We start from the raw sequence: 21,307 nt of genomic DNA on the forward strand, positions 1-21,307 counted from the left end.
AAAGAGCGTGGTCTCACATAAACCTTTACGGCACTTTGGAGCTAGTAACTGGCGCTTACGGAGATCAAGCCGATTGGCCTAAAATAATCTCATCCGCCATGCGCGTAAAAACCGCTTCAAAAAGGGGAAGGAACCCGGAGTAACGGGCAACACGGTCCCACCGGAGCGCGTTATCCGCCCCCGGTACCCGCCTTCCACCGACGGATAGGGGTAAAGGATCTCATAAAGTGGCGCCAGTTACATTTTTTAAGGCCCGGTGCATCAAGCACCGGGCCTTTTTCGTGCCGCAAACCGGACCTCCACCATGCAGCGGTGCAAGCGGGTGCTATAATGGGTGCGCGCTAATTATGGCGAATCTAAAAGGATGGAGGTTGCCATGCCACGCGGAGCCAGAATAACCATGGAGGAAAAGGGACAAATGACCGCCCGCAGTCCTGAGCCTTACCTGCCCAAGCGCGGGCTGCCGGACGGAACCGTGTGCAAGGGTTGCGGCATCGTCTACCACAACAAACGCTGGCAGATCGTGGCGGGAAGCGTCGCTGCACAAAAGGGCGACGTCCTCTGCCCCGCCTGCCGGCGCATCGTCGGAGAAGACCCCGCCGGCGTGGTGACGCTCTCCGGCCCGTACCTCGCGCAGCACCGTGAGGAGATCTTGAGCACCGTGAAGCAGCAGGAGGTGAAGCACCGGGAAAAGAACCCGCTCGGGCGCATCATGGAGATCAGGGAGGAGAACGGTGGTATCGTGGTGACCACGACCGAGGACAAGCTGGCGCAGAAGATCGGGCGAGAACTGTACAAGTCGCAGCGCGGCGAGCTTCACTACAAATGGAGCCACGACCAGCGTATGGTCCGGGTCGACTGGACGCGCTAGGAAGGCGCGCCGCTGGGAAAGAAAAAGCCCCCCTCGCCAGGCGAGGGGGGCTTTTTTCGTGGGTAAATTGCTGATGGATGAGACTTGCTACCCGCGTCGCAGCGGCTCGAACAGGTACTCGAGGCCATTTGCCTTCACCTCGTACATGCATGCGAGCATCGCCCCGAGATCCCCTCCGGGGAATCCCTTCTGCCTCATCCATACGAGATAAGGCTCGGGAAGGTCCACGAGCAGCACGCCGGCGTACTTCCCGTAGGGCATCCTGGTGCGGGCCAACTGCAGCAGCCGGTCCGTATCAGGGAAGAGCTCCTCCACGGGCTAACCCTTCAGCTTCGCCTTGAGCAGGTCGCCCAGGGTCCCCATCCCTTTGGGGGCCTCGGAAACGGTCTTCTTGTAGGCGTCCATGCTGGCGGTCTGCTCTTCCTGAGCGCGGCTCACGGAAGCAAGCGACAGGGAAATTTTCTTCGCCTCGCGGTCCACCGACTCGACCTTCACCTCGACCTCCTGCCCTTCGGCAAGGACCTCGCGGGGGTGCTGGATCCGCTTGCCGGCGCCGAGCTTGGAGATGTGGATGAGACCGTCCACGCCGGCCGCCAGGGTAACGAAGGCGCCGAACGGGGTGAGCCTTGCTACCTTGCCGTTTTGGTAGGAACCTTCCGGGAATGCGCCCGCCGCCTCTTCCCAAGGGTCGGCCAGGGTGTCTTTCAGGGAGAAGGAGATACGGTTCTTGTCCCAGTCGATCCCCTTGATCACTACCTCAACTTCCTGTCCGACGGAGAGCACGTCACTTACGTGATTCACGCGCGCCCAGGCAACCTCGGAGACGGGCAGAAGCCCCTCCACCGCGCCGATGGAAACGAAAGCGCCGAAGTCGCGCAGCGAGGTCACGGTCCCCTTCACGCGGTCGCCGACCTTGAGGGTTTCCTTGAGCGCCTCTTTCTGCGCCTGCTGCTCCTCCTCGAGGAGGGCACGGTGCGACAGCACGATGTTGCGCCCCTTCTCGGAGTATTCCATGATCTTAAACGACATGTGCTTGCCGAGAAGCGCCGCGGTGTCCTCGACCCTTCTCAGGGCGATCTGGGAGAACGGACAGAAGGCACGCGAGCCTGCCACCTTCACCTCGAAACCACCCTTCACTTCCTTCTCCACCACGCCCTCGACCGGGATGCCGGCCGCGAAAGCTTCCTCGAGCTGCGCGTTGCCGGCAGCCTGACCGCTCCCCGCGCCAACCTTGGTGGTGAAACGCATCTCGTTGTTGCGCGAAGAGAGGAACCAGGCGGTGACCTTGTCGCCAACCTTGACGGTCACATTGCCGTCAGCGTCGAGGACTTCCTTGATGTCGAGGATCCCTTCGCCTTTGCGGCCGGTATCCAGAAAGACCCAGTCCTTGGCGATTTGCAGTACGGTCGCCTCGACCTTGGCACCCGGCTCAAGCCGGCCGGCGTCCTTCTGGCTCCGCTCGAACAGATCGGCAAAGCTCTCCTCTTCGTTTTCCATCTCTTCCCTGTGATCGATATCCATTTAAATACCTCTGAACGTTTTGTTGCGCTTTAGCACCAAAGGAGCATACAGGGGACCCCGTACCCTTGTCAACTACTTGAGCTGCTTTGAAAGATCTTTCTGGCGCTCCGCTTCGGCTGACAGAGTAAGGGGATGGAAACCAGGGGGAGCGGAAAGAAAGAGGCCGCCATGAAAAGAAGTTAAAGCCTTAACGTCCCTGCTCCGATAGGAATAAAAAACAGCCGCTGTCACGGATGAAGGAGAGACCAATGGGCGTGCTTGTCTGTTACGACGATTTCACCTACGACGTAATCAACGATTACTACCTCGAACACCTGCTGGAGACCGGCTGCATCCTGGGCTATGACAGGTCGGAACACTGGGTGAAACAGGAAACGGCGCCTGCCGCACCGCCTCTTCACTCTTTTGCATCCGGCTCGGCCTGAGACGAAAGCCCGCCGTCTCCCCTCCCCCAGCGCGCCTCCTCATGCCCGGCAACCCCGAACAGGTGTGGTAACATCTCCAGGGTGCAGCGTCAGCCGAGCATAAGACGGAGGAACCATGAACGTACCAGCCGCGCTCAAGCGCATTTCCGACACGATCTGGGAGCTCCCGGTGAGCTACAAGACGGGGATGCTCGTCCCCGCAAGGATCGTGGCCAGCGAGAAACTCATCAACGAGATGGACGCCGGCGTCTTCGAGCAGGTGAGCAACGTAGCCACCCTCCCCGGCATCCAACGCTACGCCTTTTGCATGCCCGACGGGCACTGGGGCTACGGTTTCCCCATCGGCGGGGTCGCCGCAATGGATCCAGGTTCGGGGGTGATCTCCCCTGGGGGGATCGGCTTCGACATCAACTGCGGCATGCGTCTCGTACTCACCACTCTCACCGCCGAAGAAGTCCAACCGAAGCTCCACCAACTGGTCGACCGCCTCTTCGCCCGCATCCCAACCGGCGTGGGATGCCAGGGGTTCGTGAAACTGAAGCAAGACGACTTCCGCACCGTGGTGCAGCAGGGGTCGCGCTGGTGCCTTAAAAACGGCTTCGCGACGGAGCAGGACCTGGAGATGACCGAGGAGGGGGGATGCTTTGCCGGTGCTGACCCATCGCACATAAGCGAGAAGGCGATCGAGCGCGGTTACCACCAGCTCGGCACCCTGGGGAGCGGCAACCACTACTGCGAGATCCAGGTGGTGCGCCCGGAAAACATCATGGACCGTAAGCTCGCCGACGCCTTCGGGCTCACCGCCGTCCCGAACCAGGTCGTGATCATGTTCCACTGCGGCAGCCGGGGGTTCGGCCACCAGGTCGCAACCGATTACCTGAAGCTCTTTCTCCCCGTCATGGAAAGAAAGTACGGCATAAAAATCGTCGACCGGGAGCTCGCCTGCGCCCCCTTCCATTCTCCGGAGGGACAGGCCTACTTCAGCGCCATGAAGTGCGCGGTCAACATGGCATTTGCCAACCGCCAGGTGATCCTGCACCGGATCAGGGAGGTCTTCTCGGACGTCTTTCACGCCTCTCCGGACGAGCTCGGCCTGCGCATGGTCTACGACGTGGCGCACAACACGGCGAAGCTCGAACGGCACGCCGTGCACGGTACACAAAAGGAGTTCCTGGTGCACCGCAAGGGCTCGACGCGCGCCTGGCCTCCGGGAGGGGAAGGACTGCCGGAATGCTACGAGAAGACCGGGCAGCCGGTGATCATCGGAGGGAGCATGGAGACCGGCTCCTACCTCCTCGCAGGCATGTCCAGCGGCGCGGACGCCTTTTTCACCACGGCGCACGGCAGCGGCAGGACCATGAGCCGGCACGAGGCGAAGAAGAGCTTTCGGGGGGACAAGTTGCAGCGCGACATGGAACAGCGCGGCATCTACGTCCGTACCGACTCCTTCGGCGGGCTCGCCGAGGAAGCTGGCCCCGCCTACAAGAACATCGACGAGGTGGTGGCAGCGACCGAGCTGGCCGGGCTCAGTAAGCGCGTCGCGCGTCTCGTGCCGATCGGGAACATCAAGGGGTAGCGGAGGGGATATGCCGTTTGCATACCGCGGGGACATAGCGCACGCCGACGTAGCCTTCGACGCCTGGGCGCCGACCCTGGAGGAACTCTTCCAAGAGGCGGGGCGGGCGACCATGCAGGTCATGGTGGAGAACCTGAGCGAGGTGCGTCCGGCGCAGACGCTCGAGGTGAAACTGGAAGAAGAAAACGAGGAGATGCTCCTCTTCGACTTTTTGAACGAGCTTATCTTCTACAAGGACGCGAGGCGACTGCTGCTGCTTCCCACCGAGGTGAGCGTGGCCCCCGAGGACGGCGGTTTCGTGTTGCGGGCGAGGCTGTCCGGTGAAGAGATCGACGTCGTTCGTCACCAGATGAACACGGACGTGAAGGCGGTCACCATGCTCCGCTACAAGCTGGAACAGGTGGCTAAGGGGTGGCGGGCGACGGTGGTGCTGGACGTCTAAACGCATGCCTCAACGGTAAAGGCGGGGTCCACGATACGTTCGCTGCGACAGACCGGGCAGCGCCCCGGCTTTTTCACACGCTCCCTTTTCTGAAAGTAAAAACCGCACTCCAGGCAGCGGGACGGGGTTACCACCAGCTTGCCATGGAGTGCGGTTTTTATATGCTCGAGGTGCTCCAGCACCTCCTTCTCGGATATCCCCACCATGCCAGAGAGCTCCTTCGCGGTGAGCGTCTCCCCCCGTAGCAGCACAACCAGCTCCCGGCGGAGGGTCTCGTGACGCCGCGCCGGGACGAAGGGCTGCTTCGGTCGCTCCTTCACCCGGTTACCACGAGGTGGTTCACCACCTCGTTCACGCCGAGCACGTACCAGACGTCCGACTCGGCGGCCCTCCTGTTGTTCGGCGTCGGCACGGCTCCCTCGAGGGTAACGACCCCTTCCGTGCTGCGCGCCGTGATCTGCGAGGCGTTCACCAGAGGATCCTTCTCCAGGACGATCCTGATCAGGTCGACCAGCTCCTCGTCGTTTGCCTCGGTGTCGGACCAGACCTCGATCCCGTTCACCACGTCCCTGCTGCCGGGAACCCACCAGGCGAGCACGCCGGCGAGACGCTTGTGCGACACGCTCTCGGCCCTGCCGTTCAGGACGACGACACCGTCAGTGACCTCAACCTCGATCACACGCTCGAGCCCTCTTTGCGCGGTGCCGCGCACCTCCTCCAGTTCCTGCTTCACCACCGCCTGGACGGCGTACTGCATGAAGGCCGGCTCGCTGGAAAGCGCGTTGCAGACGTGGTCCCTAATGGCACCGTCCTCCATCGGCTCGGAGGGCTCGACGCGCAGCCGGTCCACGATGCCGGTGACCGGCGCGGGACGTGCGGCGATCTCGAGGGCGAGCTTCTTCGCGGCGATCCCCCCGACCTCGCCCGAGATGGTGACCACGCCGTCGGCGAAAGCAAGCTCGATGGGGTGCCCGTGCAGGTTCACCCGTGCTTCCCTCTCCAAGGCGGCACGGATGGTTCCGACAACCTCTTCCGCTCTAATCATGTTCTCCCCCTTTCCCGGCTGCCCGTGAAAGAGCACGGAGCCAGGTCCCCATGTGACGCACTGCTTCGGTGCATTAATAATAGGCCAGGCGACAACGGGAAGATTGTAGCACGCGGCAGGGGGTTGTCGAACAAAAGGAGTGGAGTGCGGATAGGCGGAAAACGGCGGCAGGGTCGCTGCCGCCGGCTTTTTAGAGGATGCGGTTCAGGAAGGATTTGATGCGGTCGTGTTCCATCTGGTTGGCGAAGAAGTCTTCTGGGGTCCCCTGGGCGACGAAGGAGCCCTTCTCCATGAAGATGACCCGGTCCGCCATCTCCTTCGCGAACCCCATCTGGTGCGTGACGATGATCATGGTCATCCCTTCCTTGCCGAGGTCGCGGATGGTATCGAACACCTCGCCGATCAGCTCCGGGTCGAGCGCGGAGGTCGGCTCGTCGAAGAGCATGAGCTTCGGACGCATGGCAAGCGCCCGGGCGATCGCGACGCGCTGTTTCTGCCCCCCCGAGAGGGTCGCCGGGTAGACGTCGCGCTTGTCGGAGAGGCCGACCTTCGCCAGCATGTCGATCGCGATCTCGCGCGCCTCCTGCGGGCTCTTCTTCTGCACGGTGAGCGGACCTTCCATTACGTTGCCGAGGACGGTCATGTGCGGGAAGAGGTTGAAGTGCTGGAACACCATGCCAATCTCGGAGCGCAGCGCGCATATCTTGTGCGGCGCGTCCAGGTGACGGCGCCCGTGCTTGCTGGTCACGTAACCGATCTCTTGCCCCTCGAAGAGGATGGTCCCCTCCTCGATCTCCTCCAGGAAGTTGATCGAGCGCAAAAGGGTCGATTTTCCGGAACCGGAGGGGCCGATGATGACCACGATCTCCCCCGGGCAGACGTCCAGGTCGACGCCGTTCACAGCGGTGAGCGAGCCGAACTGCTTGGTGATCCCCTTGAGGCTTAACAACGGTTGGTTAGCGGTTTTCATAGATGCCGGCCCGAATCTCGATCTTTTCGAAGATGAAGGTGAAAATGGTGGTGAAGAGCAGGTAGATGAGCGCCGCAAGGATCAACGCGGTCACGTTGAAGTAGGCGTTGAACATCTGGTCCGCGGAGCGCATCAGCTCGACCATGGCGATGGTGGAGACGAGGGCGGTGTCCTTGATGAGCGCGATGAACTCGTTGCCGATGGGGGGCATGAGTCGCTTGTAGGTCTGCGGGATGATCACCCGGCGCATCGCCTGCCAGTAAGTCATGCCGATCGCCTTAGCGGCCTCCATCTGCCCGTGCTCGATGCTCTGGATGCCGCCGCGGATAATCTCGCCCAGGTACGCCGAGTAGTTGAGCCCGAGGCCCAGGATGGCTGCGGTGAACGGCTTGAAGGTGATGCCGAGGGATGGAAGGCCGTAGTAGATGAAGAAGAGCTGCAGAAGAAGCGGCGTGCCGCGGAAGAGCCAGATGAAGAACCAGCAAAGACCGGAGACCGGCTTGAAGGTGCTGATGCGCCCGAGCGCGATGAGGAGCCCGCCGACGGGAGAGATCAGGATGATGCAGACCACCAGGGTGATCGTCATCACGGCGCCCTTCAACAGCTGCGGCAGGAAGCGGAGGCAGTCCTCGATGAACACCTTGTACCTAGGCTTTTGCTCCTGTTGCACCGAGGCCATGAAATTGAGCGCCTCGCTGTTGTCGGGGTATACGGCTAGCACCTCCTTGGCGGCGGCGCTGGCGGCGTTCATGTCCTTCAGGGCGAACTGCAGGCGCGCGATCTGCATCCTGCTCCTGACGAAGGCACCGCTATCGTCCCCCTTCTCGAACTCCACCTTTTTCAGGATGGAGATGGCGGCGGGGAGGTCACCCTGAGCCATCGCGTCATTGGCTTCGGTGAAAAGCTGGTCGTAATCCTTGGCAAAACAGATGGAGGCTGCGAAGAGCAGCACGCATGAAAAAAGCAGGATCGACCTTTTGGCAATCCTGCCGTTAAAGAATTTCATCGGCACACCTGACTGGACTTGTGACTCTTCCCCTCCCCGCGAGGGGGAGGGGAAAACGGTTAACTATTTCCACTTCTTGGGGTTGGTGATGTCCTCACCGAACCACTTCTTGGAGATCTTCGCCATGGTGCCGTCCTTGACCATCTTGTCGAGGGTCTTCTGAACGGCTTCGCGCAGCTCGACATCTTCCTTGCGGAAGGCGACGCCAAACGGCTCCTTGGTGATGTTGCCCGGCAGGATGCGGAACTTGCCCGGGCGCTTGGCGATGAAGTCGCGGCCGGTTGCGTCGTCGATGATGACGGTGTCAAGACGGTCGGACTCGAGATCGAGCAGCGCTTTCGGGTTGTCCTCGTACTCGCGCACTTCGCCTGCGGCAGCGGGAAGCTTCTTGACCGCCTCGACGGCGGAGGAACCTTTCTGAACGCCCACCTTGGCGCCCTTCAGGTCGGCAAGTTTCTTGTGCTTCTTGTCGGCGAAGCGGACCACGGCTACCTGGCCGTCCATCTTGTACGGCTTGGTGAAGGCGACCTCTTTCTTGCGCTCATCGGTGATGGTCATGCCGTTCCAGATGCAGTCGAACTTCTTGGAGTTGAGAGCGTGGATGACGCCGTCCCATGCGGTCGGCTGCCAGTTGATCTTGATGCCCAGACGCTTGCCCACTTCCTCGGCGGCATCGATGTCGAAGCCTACCAACTGCCCCTTGTCGTTACGGTAGCCCATGGGGGGGAACGCGTCATCGAGCCCGATGGTCATGGCACCGGCGCTTTTCACCCTTTTGAAGGACCCGTCGCCGGCGAAGGCCGAGACGGCGCAGGCAAGGACGAGCAGAGACGACAGGATAACCCAGATCTTTTTCACGTTTACGCTCCTTTTCTTTGCTGTAGTCGGTGATGGTGAAGCTTAGAAAATTTTGATGTAAACAAACAGGCGTTTGGACCGGCGGATTATTGCAGAATCTCGTTAAACCGTCAAGAAGATAACGGGAAGCTGGAGTGTGTGGAGGCGCTCCGGGCCAGACAGAAGAAAGGAGGCTGCAGGGTTGCGAAGAGAGTCGCGGCGGTACCGTATACCATGTTGCCCCCGTTTTTCTAAACCAGTATAATCCGGGTGAATAGCTGAACTACGTCCGAAAGGGCTGCAAAGAGGCTACAACCAGATGTGCAAGAAGATTTTCATAGCCGCGACAGGACAGCATGTAGGGAAGACGACCATCAGTCTTTCGCTGCTGCACCTCGCGAAAAAGAAGTACGCCCGCGTAGGCTTCATCAAGCCGATCGGCCCGAAGGTATTCGTGCTGGACGGTGTCGAGATGGACATGGACGCCGCATTGATCGCCGCCGTGTACGGCCTGGAGGCCGACCGCAAGCTCATGTCGCCGGTCGTCGTCGGCAAGGGGTACACGAAGAAGTACCTCTCCGGCGAGATCGCGCCCGAAGCACCGCTTGAGGCGATCAAGAAGGCGTGCCGCGAGCTCGAGGCGAAGAACGACTTCCTCATCATCGAGGGGTCCGGACACGGCGGCGTGGGCTCGGTGGTCGGCATCAACAACGCCCAGGTGGCGAGGACGCTCGATGCGCCGGTGATCATGGTCGCCGCGGGCGGCATCGGCTGCGTCATCGACTCGGTGCAGTTGAACCTTTCCCTGTTCCAGCAGCAGGGTGCCGACGTGAAGCTGGTCCTCGTGAACAAGCTTCTCTCCGCCAAGCGCGAAGAGACGCTCGGGTTCCTGCGGACCTTCTTCGAAAGCCGCCAGCAGCGTGTCGCCGGTGCCTTCGACTACTCCCGCACCCTGGCGAATCCGACCCTCCTCGACCTTTCCAAGCTTCTGAAACTGCCACTGCAGGGGGATCAGGACGGGAAGAACCGGATCATCAACCACATCCAGTTGGGCGCCGCCTCGTCGCAGCGTGTCATCGACACTCTGCAGGACTCGACGCTCCTCATCACCACCAGTTCGCGCGACGAGCTCATCGTCACCGCGTCGGCGCTGTACAACATCCCGGCCTACCGGCACAAGCTGGCGGGGATGGTCATCCCTGGCTCGGCGCCGGTATCCGCCATCACCCAGAAGATCCTGGATGACAGCAACATCCCGTACCTGCGCACCTCGCAGAACACGGCCGACGCCTTCCTCACCCTGACCGAGCACGTCTCGAAGATGACCGCGGACGACGTGGAGAAGATCAGCCTGATCCAGTCCACCGCCGAAAGCGTCTTCGACTTTGAGGCGATCGACGCGATGAGCCGCTAGGAAAAGAAGTCCAAAAGAGAAAAGCCGGAAGGGAATGGATCCCCTCCGGCTTTTTTATTATCCTGCCACAGCCTCTCGTTACCTACCCGAGCCGCTCCACCAGTGCGTCGTAGATCCCGTAGGGGGTCGACTCCACAACCTGGACCGGGGCACCCAGCTGCTGCTCAACGTCATGCAGACTAAGGTCGTCCAGGAAGACCCCTTCCCCCTCCTTTAGCATCACGTCCGGCACGAGTACCGCGTCGCCAAGATCCACTCCCTGCAGGGCAGCCACCAAGTCGGCGCCGCACACAAGACCCGTCACGGTGACGGTGGGGCCAAAGAGCCGGTTTCGTACCGGTACCGGATGCATGGCGACCCCCGTGGCACCGGAGAGGCGCTCCAGGAACTCCGCGAGGAAGCGGTACGGGGACTCGCCGGTCACCACGGTGAAGCGTCCCGACTTCAGCTTTTCGGCCTCCTGCAGCACCTGATCGGCCTCGGAGAGGAAAAGCGGTATCATCCCGACGCCGTTCTCCAACTGCGGCAGGTCGCCGTAGCTCGCCACGTCCGGGAAAGGAACCTCCCCCTTTATATAGAATTCATCTGCCAGAAAGAGAAACGGCGCACCAAGGCGCTCCTCGAGGAGCTGCGACTGCGGGAACCACTCCCCCACAAAGGCGGCGGCGAACTCCTTGGTGACCGGCGCCAAGGGTGGAAGATTATGGCGGTGCTCGGTGAGACCGACCGGAACGACGGCAAGCGACGACACCCACGGGTGCAGCGCCGCTAAGTCCTCGACGGTCTTCGCGAAGACGTCGCCATCGTTCCAACCGGGGCAGAGTACCACCTGGGTGTGCATGGTGATGCGCGCCTCGGCGAGCTCGCGGATCACGTCGAGGATGGAAAGAATGCCGCTCTTGCCGAGGAGCTTCTCCCGCAGCGCCGGTTCCGTCGCATGCACCGAGATGTAGAGCGGCGAAAGGCGCTGCTCCTTGATCCGCTCCAGCTCGGCCCGCCCGATGTTCGCCATGGTGACGTAGTTGCCGTAAAGAAAGGAGAGCCGGTAATCCTCATCCTTCACGTAGAGAGGGCCGCGCAACCCGCGGGGAAGCTGGTGCACGAAGCAGAACACGCAGTTGTTGCCGCAGCGCGCCGGAGCGGGCGCCTGAAAGGAAAGCCCCAACGGCTCCCCCTCTTCGCGTTCGACCTCGAGTTCCCAAAGCTCCCCGTCTGCCTTCTCAACTTGCAGCTCGAGCTCGTCATCCGCGGCGTAAAAGTTGTAGTCGATGACATCGCGCAGTTGGTGACCGTTCACCGCAACGAGCCGGTCACCGGGCTGGAGCTCCAGCTCATCCGCTATGCTTCCCGGTGTGATCCGGTCTATGGTAAGCCCTGACATGGGGTTCCTCCTGTGATGTGCATGCCTTGCAGCAGACGCAGGTATTTCCGGCTGCGAAAACTGCCGCTCTCTCGGCGCATGGCGGAGCAGGCGGCGCGCATGCAGGCTTAATGATAGGAGGAGAAGGAGGTTTTTGGCAACAGATAAAAAACGAACCGGCCCTCACGGGCCGGCTGGGGATAGGACTTCGGTGAACCAGAAGGGACGCACCGATGGATCTCGGTCCGCACCGCATGGTTCTGCTGTGGCTTTTCCCTGGTTATTGAACTACTGGTGCAGACGGAATACACCGTCTACCGAGGTGATGCTGCAGATCGCATGCTTGTAGATGAGAATATCACCGTGCACTTCCATCAACACGGAGAAATTGTCGAAGGATTTGATATGCCCTTCCAGCTTTTCGCCGGACATGAGCTGCACCAGGACCTTTACACGCTCCTTGCGGGACTGGTTGAGGTACTGGTCCTGAATGTTAAAAGGCGTTTTCGGCATGATTCCGCTCCTTTACCCAAAAAATTCAATCACATGACCAAGGATACTAGCAAAACCTGTAGGATATTCAAGCCAATAAATTTCATTTTCCCTGGCAAACCATGTCATCTGCCGCTTAGCGTAACGCCTCGTGTCCCTCTTTATCAGCGTAACTGCTTCATCCAGCGTAATTTCTCCATCCAGATGGGCGGAAATCTCCTTGTAGCCGATAGAGCGCATGGCCTTCATGTCGCGGCGGTACCCTGAGGCGAGGAGACCTTTCACCTCGTCCACGAGCCCGGCGGTTATCATCCGCTCCACCCTGAGCTCGAGGCGGCGGTACAGCTCCTGGCGCTCCACTGATATGGCCGCCTTGAAGGCATCGAAGTAAGAGCCGGAAAAGCCGTGCTCGGCACGAAACGCCGAGATGGGGCGACCGGTCTGGAGGTAGACCTCGAGGGCGCGGATCAGGCGGACCCGGTCGTTTGGGTGCAGCCGGGCCGCGGTCTCCGGGTCTGCGAGCAGCAGGCGACGGTGCAGTTCCTCCCCAGGGACATCGTCGAACTGACGGCGCAGCTCCGGGTCGCCGGTCGGGGAGTCCAGCAGCCCCTCCAAGAGGGCACGCAGGTAAAGACCGGTCCCCCCCACGACGATCGCCTTCTTGCCGCGCCGGTCGATGTCCTCGATGGCGGCGGTGGCGGCACACCGAAACTCCGACGCGGTGAAGTCCTGGTCCGGCGACACGATGTCGATCAGGTGGTGCGGCACGCGGGCGAGTTCCTCGGGGCTAGGCTTCGCTGTGCCGATGTCCATGCCCCGGTAGACCTGCATCGAGTCGGCGTTGACGATCTCGGCGCCGATCTCCTCCGCGAGCCGAAGGGCCAGATCGCTCTTCCCGGAACCGGTCGGGCCGCCGATCACAAGGAGCTTGATTTTCTTTTTCGCCGTCTCCGTCATGCCCCGCTACACCCTCTTGAACATCTTCTCGACCTCAGAGAGGGTGAGCGTCTGCATGACCGGCCTGCCGTGCGGGCAGTTGCTGGAAAAGTCGGTCTCATCCATCTGCTTGAAGAGAGCGGCAATCTCCTGGGCGCTCAAGGAGCGCCGCCCGCGCACCACGCTGTGGCAGGCGATACGCGCCAGCAGATCCTCCTGCACGTCGGTGAAAGTGCGGCTGCGACTCAGGCTCGCAAGTTCCTCCAGGATGTCGCGCACGGTACGCAGGTAGTCACTCCCGGCCAAGAGCTGCGGCACGGCGTTTAAAAGCCACGTGTTGCCACCGAACTCTTCGAAGGAGAAGCCGAGTCGGCGCAACTCCTCCAGATGTTCCATGAGTACCGCAGACTCCTTGAAGGAGAGTTCCAGCGTCTCCGGGAAGAGAAGCCCCTGGCTGTCGACCGCCCGCCCGGAAAACTCCCCCTTCAGTCTCTCGAAGGCGACGCGCTCGTGGGCCGCATGCTGGTCGATGAGCACCAGGTCGGTACCCCGCTGGCACAGGATGTAAGAGGCGTTGAACTGGCCGATCACGGCAAGGGAGGAGAAATACCCGGGCGCGCCGCCTTCCGCCTCCTCATCCTTGATCGGCTGCGGCACGACCGGGGGCTCGGGTGCAGGCTGCGGCTTTTCCGACTGGGAAGGGAAGTGTAACTGCTGCCGCAGGGCGGGCTGAGGCTTCGCCTGGTACCCGGTGAGCAGTTCGCGAATCTCCGCTACCTTGGCCTCGCTCACCGACGGCGCCGATTGCTCCGGAGCAGGTGCCGCCGCGGGTATTTCGAAACGCTCCTGCTTCGGCGGGGCAGCCTGGGCGGGAGGCGCCGCCTGCGTCCAGAGCGGCCTCGTCGCCGTAGTCGTCGCCGCGGACTGCGTCTCCGCCGGGCGCGCAGCGTCCGGCGCGGCAGGACGTTTCAGCCACGGCGTCTGTTTCAGGACGCTTTCCACGGCGAACTGGATCGCGTCGTGCACACGCCCCTGCTGTCTGAACCTCACCTCGTGCTTGGTCGGGTGCACGTTGACGTCGACCTCGCCGGGAGGGATATCGATGAAGACCGCAACCACCGGATAGCGTCCGCGCTCCATGAAGTTGCGGTAGGCCTGGAGAACGGCGTGCTGTACCACCTTGTCCTTGATGAAGCGGCCATTTATGTAGGTGTAGAGATGGCTTGCCGCGCTGCGGCTGCACTCGGGCGCCGCCACCAGTCCGCTTACCTTCACGCCCCCGTCCTCGTACGAGACGGGGTAGAGGAAGGAAGCGATGGAGCGGCCGAGCAGCGTCGCCACCCGCTCCTTAAGGTCGGCGTCCAGAGCGCGGAAGACGACTTTGCCGTCGTTTTTGTAGGTGAAGCGGACGTCCGGGCGGGAGATGGCCAGTCGCGTCAAAAGCTCGCCCACGTGCCCCCCCTCAGTCTCCGCGCTCTTCATGAACTTAAGGCGCGCCGGCGTGTTGAAGAAGAGGTTGCGCACCTCGATCACCGTTCCCGAGGCCATGCCGCACTCCTTGACCTCCTTGATGCGCCCCCCTTCGACGTAGATCTCCGCTCCTTCCAGGGTTTCCGCGGTGCGGGTGGCGATGGTGAGACGCGACACCGAGGCGACCGACGGCAGCGCCTCGCCGCGGAAACCAAGGGTGGTCAGGGAAAAGAGGTCGTCGTCGCTGGCGATTTTGCTCGTGGCGTGGCGCTCGAGGGCGAGCAGGGCGTCCTCGCGGGACATGCCGCTGCCCGAATCGGTGACCTTTATGAGCCGCCTGCCACCGGACTCGATCTCCACCGTCACCTCTTTCGAACCGGCGTCGAGCGCGTTTTCCACCAGTTCCTTGACGACGGAGGCGGGACGCTCCACCACCTCGCCGGCGGCGATCTTGTTAGTGAGATTTTCAGGAAGAATGCGGATCTTTGTAGCCAATGTCGTCCCTCACAGCCATCGTGTTAATCGAGGGAGCCAAGATACCTTAACCGGCGACGGTTTGTAAATCCAAGATTGCTCCGTGAGGCGGAGCCGCCGGCTTGCGCGTTGCGGCACCTGCAAAGGGTGCTATAACGTACAGGATGAAATTTTTCTCATCCACAAAACTAGGTCTCATCCTTTTCCTTTTAGTCTGCGCCCCCTTCCCCCCCGCAGCCGCGGCATCAAGCTACCCCGCCCTCACCTATCTGCTGAAGATCGACGGGCACATCTACCGCCAGCGTAACGCCTCTCTAAGGCGCGCGCCGGCAAGCCTCACCAAGATGATGACCGCCCTCGTCGTAATGGAGCGCTGCGACCTGGACGACGTGGTCACCGTTTCCCGTGCGGCATCACGCGAAACCGGGAGCAGGATAGGTCTGCGCAGTGGGCAGAAGTTCAGGGTGCGTGACCTGCTTGCCGCTACCCTTATCGCCTCGGCCAACGACGCATGCCGGGCCCTCGCCGATCACGCCTGTGGTAATCAGAAAACTTTCGTGTTACAGATGAACGCCCGCGCCCGGGCACTCGGCCTCGAAAACACCCGCTTCAGTAACGCCTGCGGCCACGACAGCGCCGGGCTCTACTCGAGCGCCCACGACCTCGCCAGCCTCGCCGAGGCGGGTATGCGGCTACCCTATTTCGCGAGACTTGTCGCCCGGCAAAGCATGCGCATCTCGACCGTCGACGGCAGGCGGAGCTTCTACTTCAGAAACAAGAACAGGCTGATCGGACGCTATCCCGGCACCGTCGGCGTGAAGACGGGCACCACACCCAACGCCGGACAGTGCCTCGTGGCGATCGCCGAGCGCGAGGACCGCAAGGTGCTCCTGGTCATCATGCATTCACCCAACCGCTGGAAGGCGGCCCCGGCCCTGCTTGACGCAGCCTTCGCCGCCGGCTCACCGCAACGCGCTACCAAGCGGGCGGAGACCGTACAAACAAGGAGTTCAGATGAAGCACCACCGGAAGGAACTGTGGTTCCAGATCAAGAGCAGACGGGGGTTCGTTAACATCACCCGCGATTTGGAGGCGGCTCTCGCCGAAAGCGGCATCAGGGAAGGGCTGCTGCTTTGCAACGCCATGCACATCACCGCCAGCGTCTTTATAAACGACGACGAAAGCGGGCTACACCAGGACTTCGAGCAATGGCTGGAAGAGCTCGCCCCGGAAAAGCCGCACAGCCGCTACCGGCACAACGTGGGCGAGGATAACGGCGATGCTCATCTGAAGAGGACGATCATGGGTCGCGAGGTTGTCGTTGCGGTGACGGGCGGGAAGCTGGATCTAGGCCCCTGGGAGCAGGTTTTTTACGGGGAGTTCGACGGCATGCGGAGAAAGCGCGCGCTGATAAAGATCATTGGCGAGTAGGAGAGGTCGAGGCGGTCGGCACCCGGCGCGGGGGCTTACAGCCCTCGCAGCACTAGTACGGTTATGTCGTCCGGCTGCGGGTCCGGCTTGTCGGTCAGGGCGATCAGGCTGTCCACCATCTCTAGGGCGCTCTCCTTGCCGGCCAGTTGCCGGGCGATCAGTTCGTGGGTCAGTTCCAGTTGCGGCTTCGCATCCACCAGGCCGTCGCTGTAAAGGACCATGACGTCCCCCCTCCCGAAGCGAATCCTGCCTTCCTGGTAGATCTCCTCCCCTTTCACGCCGAGCGGAAGCCCCCGCGGCAACAGTGTCTCCACCTTCCCGTTCGCGCGCCGGAGAAAAACGTAGCCGTGGCCGCAGTCGACAAAGGAGAGGGTCCTCGTGCCGGAGTCGAGCTGTGCGTGAAAGAGGGTCACGAAGCTCTCTGAATTTTCCAGGTCCTCGTTGAGCGCCTTCTCGGCAAGATGCACGGCCTGGGCGGGCTGGTTGTACAGGGTGACCGCGTGCAGCGCCGCCCGAACGGTCGCCATGAGCATGGCCGCCGCCATCCCCTTTCCCATCACGTCTCCCAGGGTCAGGTTGAACAGCGCCGGCGACACCTGCTGCCAGTCGTAGAAGTCCCCGCCAACCTGCTTGGCCGGTAGGCATCGGGCAGCCATCTCGAAGTGCGGGATCTGCGGGTAGCAACGTGGTAAAAGCTTCGCCTGTATCTCGGCCGCATATACGAGTTCCATCTGCAGTTGCATGCGGCGCAACTCGCTCTCGCGGAGGTCTGCCTCCGCTTTCTTGCGTTCGCTTGTGTCTCTGAAAATGGATATGTTGCCGGTTACCTTGCCGAAGCGGTCCAGGCGCTTCATAGCGAAGAGTTCGCCGATGAACACCTCCCCGTTCTTTCTGCGAAAGTGGAGTTCCGACAGCGCGCCTTTGACCGGGGTCCGTACATCGAACACCTCTTTACCGGTGCTTTCGTAGTCACGCTTGTCTGCGTAGAGAATCCTGCTGCTCTTGCCGATTACCTCTTCAGATTCGTATCCGAAGATCTCGCGCAGGGCTGGCTGGTTCACATGCAGTATGGTCCGGTGGTGATCGGACACCACGATCACGTCCCGGATGCTGTTGAAGAGGTTCCGATAGTCCTCGGCCCTTTTCTCAATCTCAGCGTGGGCCACCTCGAGTTCCCGCTCGGTCTCCCGCTGCCTCGCCCGCTCCTTCGCCTCGGTGAGCGCGCGCTGCACCGCGGGAACCAGTCGAGACAGCCGGCTTTTCAGCACGTAGTCCGTCGCACCGCTTTTGAGGGACTCGATCGCCGCTTCCTCGCCCAGCTTCCCCGAAACGAAGACAAAGGGGAGGTCGGGAAGCTTGGTCCGCACCATGGCGAGGGCAGTCATACCGTCAAAGGCCGGGAGGGCGAAGTCGGCGAGGATGAGATCCATCCCGCCCCGCTCCAGGGCGTTCTGGAACTCCTCACGCCGAGATACTACCTCGACTTCACAATCCATCCCCTCTGCGCTGAGCGCCATCAAAACCAGCTCAGCATCCATCGGGTCGTCTTCAAGATGTAGTATGCGCAGACGCTGCGTCATTTATTCAAACCTCGGGAAGACATCGGGGGCGGTTCATTGACGATGGCCCAGAAGGCACCGATTTCCTTGACGGCCGTGATGAACTCGGAAAAGTTCACCGGCTTGACGACGTAGGCGTTGACGCCGAGCCGATAGCTCTCAACCACATCTCGTTCTTCGCGTGAAGAGGTGAGAACTACCACCGGGATGAATTTCAGCTTCTCGTCAGCCTTAATGGAGCTCAACACCTCAAGGCCGTCGACTTTGGGGAGTTTCAGATCCAGAAGGATAACGGCCAGGTTGCCAGGCTCATACTCTGAGTATTTCCCCCTCTGGTAGAGGTAATCCAGAGCTTCGGCACCGTCCCTGACAACATCGACTCCATTGGCGAGGTTGTGCTCTGCCAACGCCTCCAACGTGAGTTCGGCATCGTTTGCGTTATCCTCCACCAACAGAATGCGCTTTAGTTTTACCATTTCCCGCATCTCCGTGTCTGTCATGTCAGATGATTAGGAGCATCGGCCGGATAGGCTGACCCGTGAACAGACAGATTTTACCACGTCTTCAAAGCGATACACCAAGCCGAGACGAGTTCATTTCAGGAAAGGTTGTGCGCCCCGCCTTAAAGACAACCGATAAAACGAGGCGTCCTAAAGCGCTCTGCAGAAATAGTGGTGAGGGAATGATCAGCGACAGGCAGGCCTGCTGAATAACCCGGATCCGCCAGGCACCCCGACAGGAATGAAGGCTACGCGATCCCCCGGGAGAACCAAGTGATCCAGGGAATACACCCTATGATTTATAAACACTCCGTCAATCCGGTTCAGTGGCAACTCCAGCGCCTCCGCTATCGCGCTGGCAGGACAACCATCCGCCGGGATGTCCACATCGATCACCGAAGGTAACCCGCGATCCCTTCTGATACCATGCAGGGCTCCGAACATCCTTACAGTAGTTGCTGCTTGCACTGCCATAACTGCCTCCTAGAAAGAGAATTATGGTCTCAGGCCAGCGCTGTCACCTAATCCTTACTACCACCGGTGAGCAGTTGCTAACGAGCGGCGTTTTTTGGATAATAGACCTCTCACATTTGCTGTCAAGAACAAGTAAATGGGAAGCAGACTGAGCAATTCGCGGAAAACCTGATATATGTTGAGTCATATCAGTTTCAAAACACCCGTGACAAAGGAGTTGCAATGAGACATGTGATTGCATTGGGAGCTGCTGCGACACTCATTTACGCCGGGACGGTACTTGCCGCACAATTCCCCTCGTCAGGTAAGGACCTGGGCGCCGTGACTGGCGGTACGTTCAAGGAAGCGCACCTGGTAATAGACAAGAAATGCATCTCATGCCATACCGCAGAGCGCATCGAGAGCGCCATTGCCGCAGGCAAGGACATGCAAAAGATCCAACACAGAATGGAACTCAAAGGGGTGAAGCTCACCGCTGACGAGCAGAGCGTCCTCGGGATTTTTTACAAGCAAAGCCCGCTGAAACCAAAGAAGTGACTTCTACAACGAACCTTTCCGATGGAGGGATGCCGCCTCCGTCGGAAAGACCATACCTTGATCATCGTCGGATCGAGGTCACCTCAACCGGATATCCCCTCTTCTCGGAAACCGCCCTGACCACCAGGCCGATGTCAATCTTAGCCAGCAAATCAAGCCGCGCCATCTGGTGCAGGACCTCGCCGGGCTCTGCTTGGTAATTCCCTTCCCCGTGCACCTCCAGGAAGACCTTGCCCTTTCTCAGGCCAACCTTGACGGGGCGGTTCACGATAAGCACCTGCGTCCCTCTCCCCACGCATTCGAACAGCCGCACGATATCTTCCGGATAGAGTCTGATGCATCCGTGGCTCGAACGTCTGCCTATCCCCCAGGGGCGGTTTGTGCCATGAATCAGGATGTCGTTACCTGCGAGATGCAGGGCTCGGGTTCCCAGAGGGTTCTCCGGGCCGGGAGGGACAACGGGCGGGAGATCTTGTCTTTGTTGCAGTATGGAGGCAGGTACGTGCCATGAAGGGTTGAGTGACTTCCGTTCCACCGTATAAAGGCCAAGCGGTGTGTCGGTCCCCTCATCTCCGATACCGATCGGGAAGGAAAGGAGTGGGTCGGCAGGGTCCTTCGGGAAAAAGTACAACCGGAGTTCCGCCAGATTGACCACGATCGAGGGGCGGGGAGACAACTCGGGCGGAATCCACGCTGTCGGGATGGTAACTAAAGTGCCGGGAAAAGGCATGTAGGGGTCGACGCCTGCATTGGCGGCGGTTACTTCGTTGAAGCCGAGGTCAAAGCGGCGACCAATCTCCAAAAGCGACTCGCCTTCGCGCACCCGATACTGGAAGACTTTCCCGAGGTAGCCGTCATAGTAGACGGCATCAACCGGCGCTTGCGCCGCTGTAGTTGCAAGGGCTACAAGACCAAGGGAAGTAATCAACCTCGCGAGGGGACGAAGCATCGGAGTGCCGTGCAGGCTACTTCTTCTGCCCTAGCTCAAAGATCTTTTGCGCCCGTTCCGCCGACTGTGCTGCCGAAGATGCGGCAGATTCGGCCCTCTGGGCGCTGTCGGCTGCCTTGGCGGTAGCCTCGTCCAGCATTGCTTTGTTGGCGAGCTGTGCCTGACTTACCTGCCCCTCGATGGTGGCAAGCCTCGTTTCCAGCGCGTTGAGGCGCTGCTCGTCAGAGGCACTCTTCGTCTCCGCTGCCCCCATTTTCGACTCGAGGACGTCCACCCGGCACGACACGGGATCGATCTGTCTTTCAACATAGCCTTTGCTGGCGCAGCCAGCCAGGAGCACCGCCAACGGGATTACGAGCCATAAGTTTCCCATGAGACACCTCCCCCAAGAATTGACCAGCCCACATTTTAGCCGGGGGCCGACGGAATGCAACGACACGGTACAGGAGGAAGCGCTTTGTTCTGCGGGAGAGGGAGACGGCAGGGGGTAAGAGGGCCGCCAGGGCGGATCCGCCATGACAGCTTGGTAGAAGGCAGGAAAGCGAAAAGCCCCACCGGATATCCAGTGGGGCTTCTCTATTAAATTCCCTGCGGCGACCTACTCTCCCACATCGTTACCAATGCAGTACCATCGGCCCAGAGAGGCTTAACTTCCGTGTTCGGGATGGGAACGGGTGTGGCCCTCTCGGCATTGCCACAGAGAAACTCTTGGCTTGGGCTTGCGCCTTCGCAGTATGTTTCTCACAATTGCATGTTCGTGTCTGTAGGTTTTTGGCAGTTTATGATCGGGGGGTGGAGAACCACCCCCCTCTCTAAGAATTTTTTATGGTCAAGCCTCACGGCCGATTAGTACCGGTAAGCTGAATGCGTTACTGCACTTACACACCCGGCCTATCAACGTTGTGGTCTACAACGGGCCTTTAGGGGATTGCTCCCAGGGATACCTAATCTTGAAGGAGGCTTCCCGCTTAGATGCTTTCAGCGGTTATCCTTTCCGTACATAGCTACCCAGCGACTG

The 21,307-nt window shown here is 60.7% G+C and carries 23 protein-coding genes and 2 rRNA genes; 8 read left to right on the forward strand and 17 right to left on the reverse strand.

The genetic code is table 11. The features are described from left to right. The first annotated feature begins 376 nt into the window (after window positions 1-376). Window positions 377-871: a BCAM0308 family protein gene (locus E8K79_RS20600; protein WP_136516399.1), complete on the forward strand. Its 495-nt coding sequence runs from the start codon at window positions 377-379 to the stop codon at window positions 869-871. Between the two features lie 87 nt (window positions 872-958). Here E8K79_RS20600 and E8K79_RS20605 read toward each other — a convergent pair whose 3' ends face one another. Together E8K79_RS20605 and rpsA are read right to left on the reverse strand one after the other, a co-directional pair. Further along, window positions 959-1,186 carry a DUF3820 family protein gene (locus E8K79_RS20605; RefSeq protein WP_136516400.1) on the reverse strand — a complete coding sequence of 76 codons (228 nt, stop codon included), beginning with the start codon at window positions 1,184-1,186 and terminating at the stop codon, window positions 959-961. Between the two features lie 3 nt (window positions 1,187-1,189). After that, on the reverse strand, window positions 1,190-2,392 hold the full coding sequence (gene rpsA / locus E8K79_RS20610; RefSeq protein WP_136516401.1) for a 30S ribosomal protein S1: 1,203 nt from the start codon (window positions 2,390-2,392) through the stop codon (window positions 1,190-1,192). 248 nt (window positions 2,393-2,640) lie between these two features. Here rpsA and E8K79_RS21405 point away from each other — a divergent pair, with 248 nt between their 5' ends. From E8K79_RS21405 to E8K79_RS20620, 3 genes are all read left to right on the forward strand, one after another. Next, entirely contained in the window at window positions 2,641-2,817 is a 177-nt protein-coding gene (locus E8K79_RS21405) for a GSU3473 family protein (protein ID WP_198419859.1), read from the forward strand. Between the two features lie 115 nt (window positions 2,818-2,932). Then, window positions 2,933-4,393, forward strand: coding sequence for an RtcB family protein (locus E8K79_RS20615; RefSeq protein WP_136516402.1), 1,461 nt, complete (start codon window positions 2,933-2,935; stop codon window positions 4,391-4,393). Between the two features lie 10 nt (window positions 4,394-4,403). Further along, window positions 4,404-4,835, forward strand: coding sequence for an archease (locus E8K79_RS20620; protein ID WP_136516403.1), 432 nt, complete (start codon window positions 4,404-4,406; stop codon window positions 4,833-4,835). Here the strand turns inward: E8K79_RS20620 and E8K79_RS20625 are convergent. The 5 genes from E8K79_RS20625 to E8K79_RS20645 all read right to left on the reverse strand — a co-directional run bounded on the left by E8K79_RS20625 (window position 4,832) and on the right by E8K79_RS20645 (window position 8,714). Next, complete coding sequence (locus tag E8K79_RS20625; protein WP_136516404.1) at window positions 4,832-5,155, reverse strand: transcriptional regulator; 324 nt, start codon at window positions 5,153-5,155, stop codon at window positions 4,832-4,834. The genes E8K79_RS20620 and E8K79_RS20625 overlap by 4 nt on opposite strands. After that, window positions 5,152-5,880, reverse strand: a complete 729-nt coding sequence (locus E8K79_RS20630) for a BON domain-containing protein (protein ID WP_136516405.1) — start codon at window positions 5,878-5,880, stop codon at window positions 5,152-5,154. Before E8K79_RS20630 ends, E8K79_RS20625 begins: the two co-directional genes overlap by 4 nt. 190 nt (window positions 5,881-6,070) lie before the next feature. After that, complete coding sequence (locus tag E8K79_RS20635) at window positions 6,071-6,850, reverse strand: amino acid ABC transporter ATP-binding protein (RefSeq protein WP_136516406.1); 780 nt, start codon at window positions 6,848-6,850, stop codon at window positions 6,071-6,073. Beyond that, the gene (locus tag E8K79_RS20640) at window positions 6,837-7,856 is read right to left on the reverse strand and encodes an ABC transporter permease subunit (protein ID WP_135873123.1); all 1,020 of its coding nucleotides are present in this window, start codon (window positions 7,854-7,856) and stop codon (window positions 6,837-6,839) included. The genes E8K79_RS20635 and E8K79_RS20640 overlap by 14 nt, the downstream gene beginning before the upstream one ends. A gap of 63 nt (window positions 7,857-7,919) precedes the next feature. Beyond that, complete coding sequence (locus tag E8K79_RS20645) at window positions 7,920-8,714, reverse strand: amino acid ABC transporter substrate-binding protein (RefSeq protein WP_135873121.1); 795 nt, start codon at window positions 8,712-8,714, stop codon at window positions 7,920-7,922. A 298-nt stretch (window positions 8,715-9,012) separates the two neighbouring features. Between E8K79_RS20645 and E8K79_RS20650 the strand changes: the two genes are divergently transcribed. Continuing rightward, window positions 9,013-10,107 carry an AAA family ATPase gene (locus tag E8K79_RS20650; protein WP_135873119.1) on the forward strand — a complete coding sequence of 365 codons (1,095 nt, stop codon included), beginning with the start codon at window positions 9,013-9,015 and terminating at the stop codon, window positions 10,105-10,107. 82 nt (window positions 10,108-10,189) lie between these two features. Here the strand turns inward: E8K79_RS20650 and E8K79_RS20655 are convergent, their stop codons facing one another. From E8K79_RS20655 to mutL, 4 genes are all read right to left on the reverse strand, one after another. After that, window positions 10,190-11,488, reverse strand: coding sequence for a DUF512 domain-containing protein (locus E8K79_RS20655; RefSeq protein WP_136516407.1), 1,299 nt, complete (start codon window positions 11,486-11,488; stop codon window positions 10,190-10,192). 267 nt (window positions 11,489-11,755) lie between these two features. Continuing rightward, window positions 11,756-11,980 carry an RNA chaperone Hfq gene (gene hfq, locus E8K79_RS20660; protein WP_012529414.1) on the reverse strand — a complete coding sequence of 75 codons (225 nt, stop codon included), beginning with the start codon at window positions 11,978-11,980 and terminating at the stop codon, window positions 11,756-11,758. Between the two features lie 12 nt (window positions 11,981-11,992). Continuing rightward, window positions 11,993-12,916: a tRNA (adenosine(37)-N6)-dimethylallyltransferase MiaA gene (gene miaA, locus E8K79_RS20665; RefSeq protein WP_136516408.1), complete on the reverse strand. Its 924-nt coding sequence runs from the start codon at window positions 12,914-12,916 to the stop codon at window positions 11,993-11,995. 6 nt (window positions 12,917-12,922) lie between these two features. Continuing rightward, complete coding sequence (mutL, locus tag E8K79_RS20670) at window positions 12,923-14,860, reverse strand: DNA mismatch repair endonuclease MutL (protein WP_136516409.1); 1,938 nt, start codon at window positions 14,858-14,860, stop codon at window positions 12,923-12,925. A gap of 143 nt (window positions 14,861-15,003) precedes the next feature. Here mutL and E8K79_RS20675 point away from each other — a divergent pair, with 143 nt between their 5' ends. Both E8K79_RS20675 and E8K79_RS20680 read left to right on the forward strand, forming a co-directional pair. Further along, window positions 15,004-15,912, forward strand: coding sequence for a D-alanyl-D-alanine carboxypeptidase family protein (locus E8K79_RS20675; protein WP_136516410.1), 909 nt, complete (start codon window positions 15,004-15,006; stop codon window positions 15,910-15,912). Further along, on the forward strand, window positions 15,854-16,270 hold the full coding sequence (locus E8K79_RS20680) for a secondary thiamine-phosphate synthase enzyme YjbQ (RefSeq protein WP_136516411.1): 417 nt from the start codon (window positions 15,854-15,856) through the stop codon (window positions 16,268-16,270). Before E8K79_RS20675 ends, E8K79_RS20680 begins: the two co-directional genes overlap by 59 nt. Window positions 16,271-16,305: 35 nt before the next feature. Here the strand turns inward: E8K79_RS20680 and E8K79_RS20685 are convergent, their stop codons facing one another. Then, window positions 16,306-17,850, reverse strand: a complete 1,545-nt coding sequence (locus tag E8K79_RS20685) for a SpoIIE family protein phosphatase (RefSeq protein WP_136516412.1) — start codon at window positions 17,848-17,850, stop codon at window positions 16,306-16,308. Next, window positions 17,847-18,305, reverse strand: a complete 459-nt coding sequence (locus E8K79_RS20690) for a response regulator (protein WP_136516417.1) — start codon at window positions 18,303-18,305, stop codon at window positions 17,847-17,849. Before E8K79_RS20690 ends, E8K79_RS20685 begins: the two co-directional genes overlap by 4 nt. A 720-nt stretch (window positions 18,306-19,025) precedes the next feature. Between E8K79_RS20690 and E8K79_RS20700 the strand changes: the two genes are divergently transcribed. Further along, the gene (locus E8K79_RS20700; protein ID WP_136516414.1) at window positions 19,026-19,340 is read left to right on the forward strand and encodes a cytochrome C; all 315 of its coding nucleotides are present in this window, start codon (window positions 19,026-19,028) and stop codon (window positions 19,338-19,340) included. 61 nt (window positions 19,341-19,401) lie between these two features. Here E8K79_RS20700 and E8K79_RS20705 read toward each other — a convergent pair whose 3' ends face one another. From E8K79_RS20705 to E8K79_RS20720, 4 genes are all read right to left on the reverse strand, one after another. After that, window positions 19,402-20,289 (reverse strand): L,D-transpeptidase family protein, encoded by an 888-nt coding sequence (locus E8K79_RS20705; protein WP_136516415.1) that lies wholly within the window; start codon window positions 20,287-20,289, stop codon window positions 19,402-19,404. A 16-nt stretch (window positions 20,290-20,305) separates the two neighbouring features. Then, window positions 20,306-20,662 (reverse strand): hypothetical protein, encoded by a 357-nt coding sequence (locus E8K79_RS20710; protein WP_136516416.1) that lies wholly within the window; start codon window positions 20,660-20,662, stop codon window positions 20,306-20,308. 212 nt (window positions 20,663-20,874) lie between these two features. Next, a 5S ribosomal RNA gene (gene rrf, locus E8K79_RS20715) occupies window positions 20,875-20,991 on the reverse strand. Between the two features lie 123 nt (window positions 20,992-21,114). Beyond that, window positions 21,115-21,307: ribosomal RNA gene (locus E8K79_RS20720) — 23S ribosomal RNA — on the reverse strand; the annotation flags it as partial.

The sequence above is a fragment of the Geomonas edaphica genome (genome assembly GCF_004917075.1).
Lineage (GTDB): Bacteria > Desulfobacterota > Desulfuromonadia > Geobacterales > Geobacteraceae > Geomonas > Geomonas edaphica.

Coding starts and splice junctions, on each gene's coding strand:
- E8K79_RS20600 (WP_136516399.1), top strand. CDS start 377: ATGCCACGCGGAGCCAGAATAACCATGGAGGAAAAGGGACAAATGACC.
- rpsA (WP_136516401.1), bottom strand. CDS start 2,392: ATGGATATCGATCACAGGGAAGAGATGGAAAACGAAGAGGAGAGCTTT.
- E8K79_RS21405 (WP_198419859.1), top strand. CDS start 2,641: ATGGGCGTGCTTGTCTGTTACGACGATTTCACCTACGACGTAATCAAC.
- E8K79_RS20615 (WP_136516402.1), top strand. CDS start 2,933: ATGAACGTACCAGCCGCGCTCAAGCGCATTTCCGACACGATCTGGGAG.
- E8K79_RS20620 (WP_136516403.1), top strand. CDS start 4,404: ATGCCGTTTGCATACCGCGGGGACATAGCGCACGCCGACGTAGCCTTC.
- E8K79_RS20630 (WP_136516405.1), bottom strand. CDS start 5,880: ATGATTAGAGCGGAAGAGGTTGTCGGAACCATCCGTGCCGCCTTGGAG.
- E8K79_RS20635 (WP_136516406.1), bottom strand. CDS start 6,850: ATGAAAACCGCTAACCAACCGTTGTTAAGCCTCAAGGGGATCACCAAG.
- E8K79_RS20640 (WP_135873123.1), bottom strand. CDS start 7,856: ATGAAATTCTTTAACGGCAGGATTGCCAAAAGGTCGATCCTGCTTTTT.
- E8K79_RS20650 (WP_135873119.1), top strand. CDS start 9,013: ATGTGCAAGAAGATTTTCATAGCCGCGACAGGACAGCATGTAGGGAAG.
- E8K79_RS20655 (WP_136516407.1), bottom strand. CDS start 11,488: ATGTCAGGGCTTACCATAGACCGGATCACACCGGGAAGCATAGCGGAT.
- hfq (WP_012529414.1), bottom strand. CDS start 11,980: ATGCCGAAAACGCCTTTTAACATTCAGGACCAGTACCTCAACCAGTCC.
- miaA (WP_136516408.1), bottom strand. CDS start 12,916: ATGACGGAGACGGCGAAAAAGAAAATCAAGCTCCTTGTGATCGGCGGC.
- E8K79_RS20675 (WP_136516410.1), top strand. CDS start 15,004: ATGAAATTTTTCTCATCCACAAAACTAGGTCTCATCCTTTTCCTTTTA.
- E8K79_RS20680 (WP_136516411.1), top strand. CDS start 15,854: ATGAAGCACCACCGGAAGGAACTGTGGTTCCAGATCAAGAGCAGACGG.
- E8K79_RS20685 (WP_136516412.1), bottom strand. CDS start 17,850: ATGACGCAGCGTCTGCGCATACTACATCTTGAAGACGACCCGATGGAT.
- E8K79_RS20690 (WP_136516417.1), bottom strand. CDS start 18,305: ATGGTAAAACTAAAGCGCATTCTGTTGGTGGAGGATAACGCAAACGAT.
- E8K79_RS20700 (WP_136516414.1), top strand. CDS start 19,026: ATGAGACATGTGATTGCATTGGGAGCTGCTGCGACACTCATTTACGCC.
- E8K79_RS20705 (WP_136516415.1), bottom strand. CDS start 20,289: ATGCTTCGTCCCCTCGCGAGGTTGATTACTTCCCTTGGTCTTGTAGCC.
- E8K79_RS20710 (WP_136516416.1), bottom strand. CDS start 20,662: ATGGGAAACTTATGGCTCGTAATCCCGTTGGCGGTGCTCCTGGCTGGC.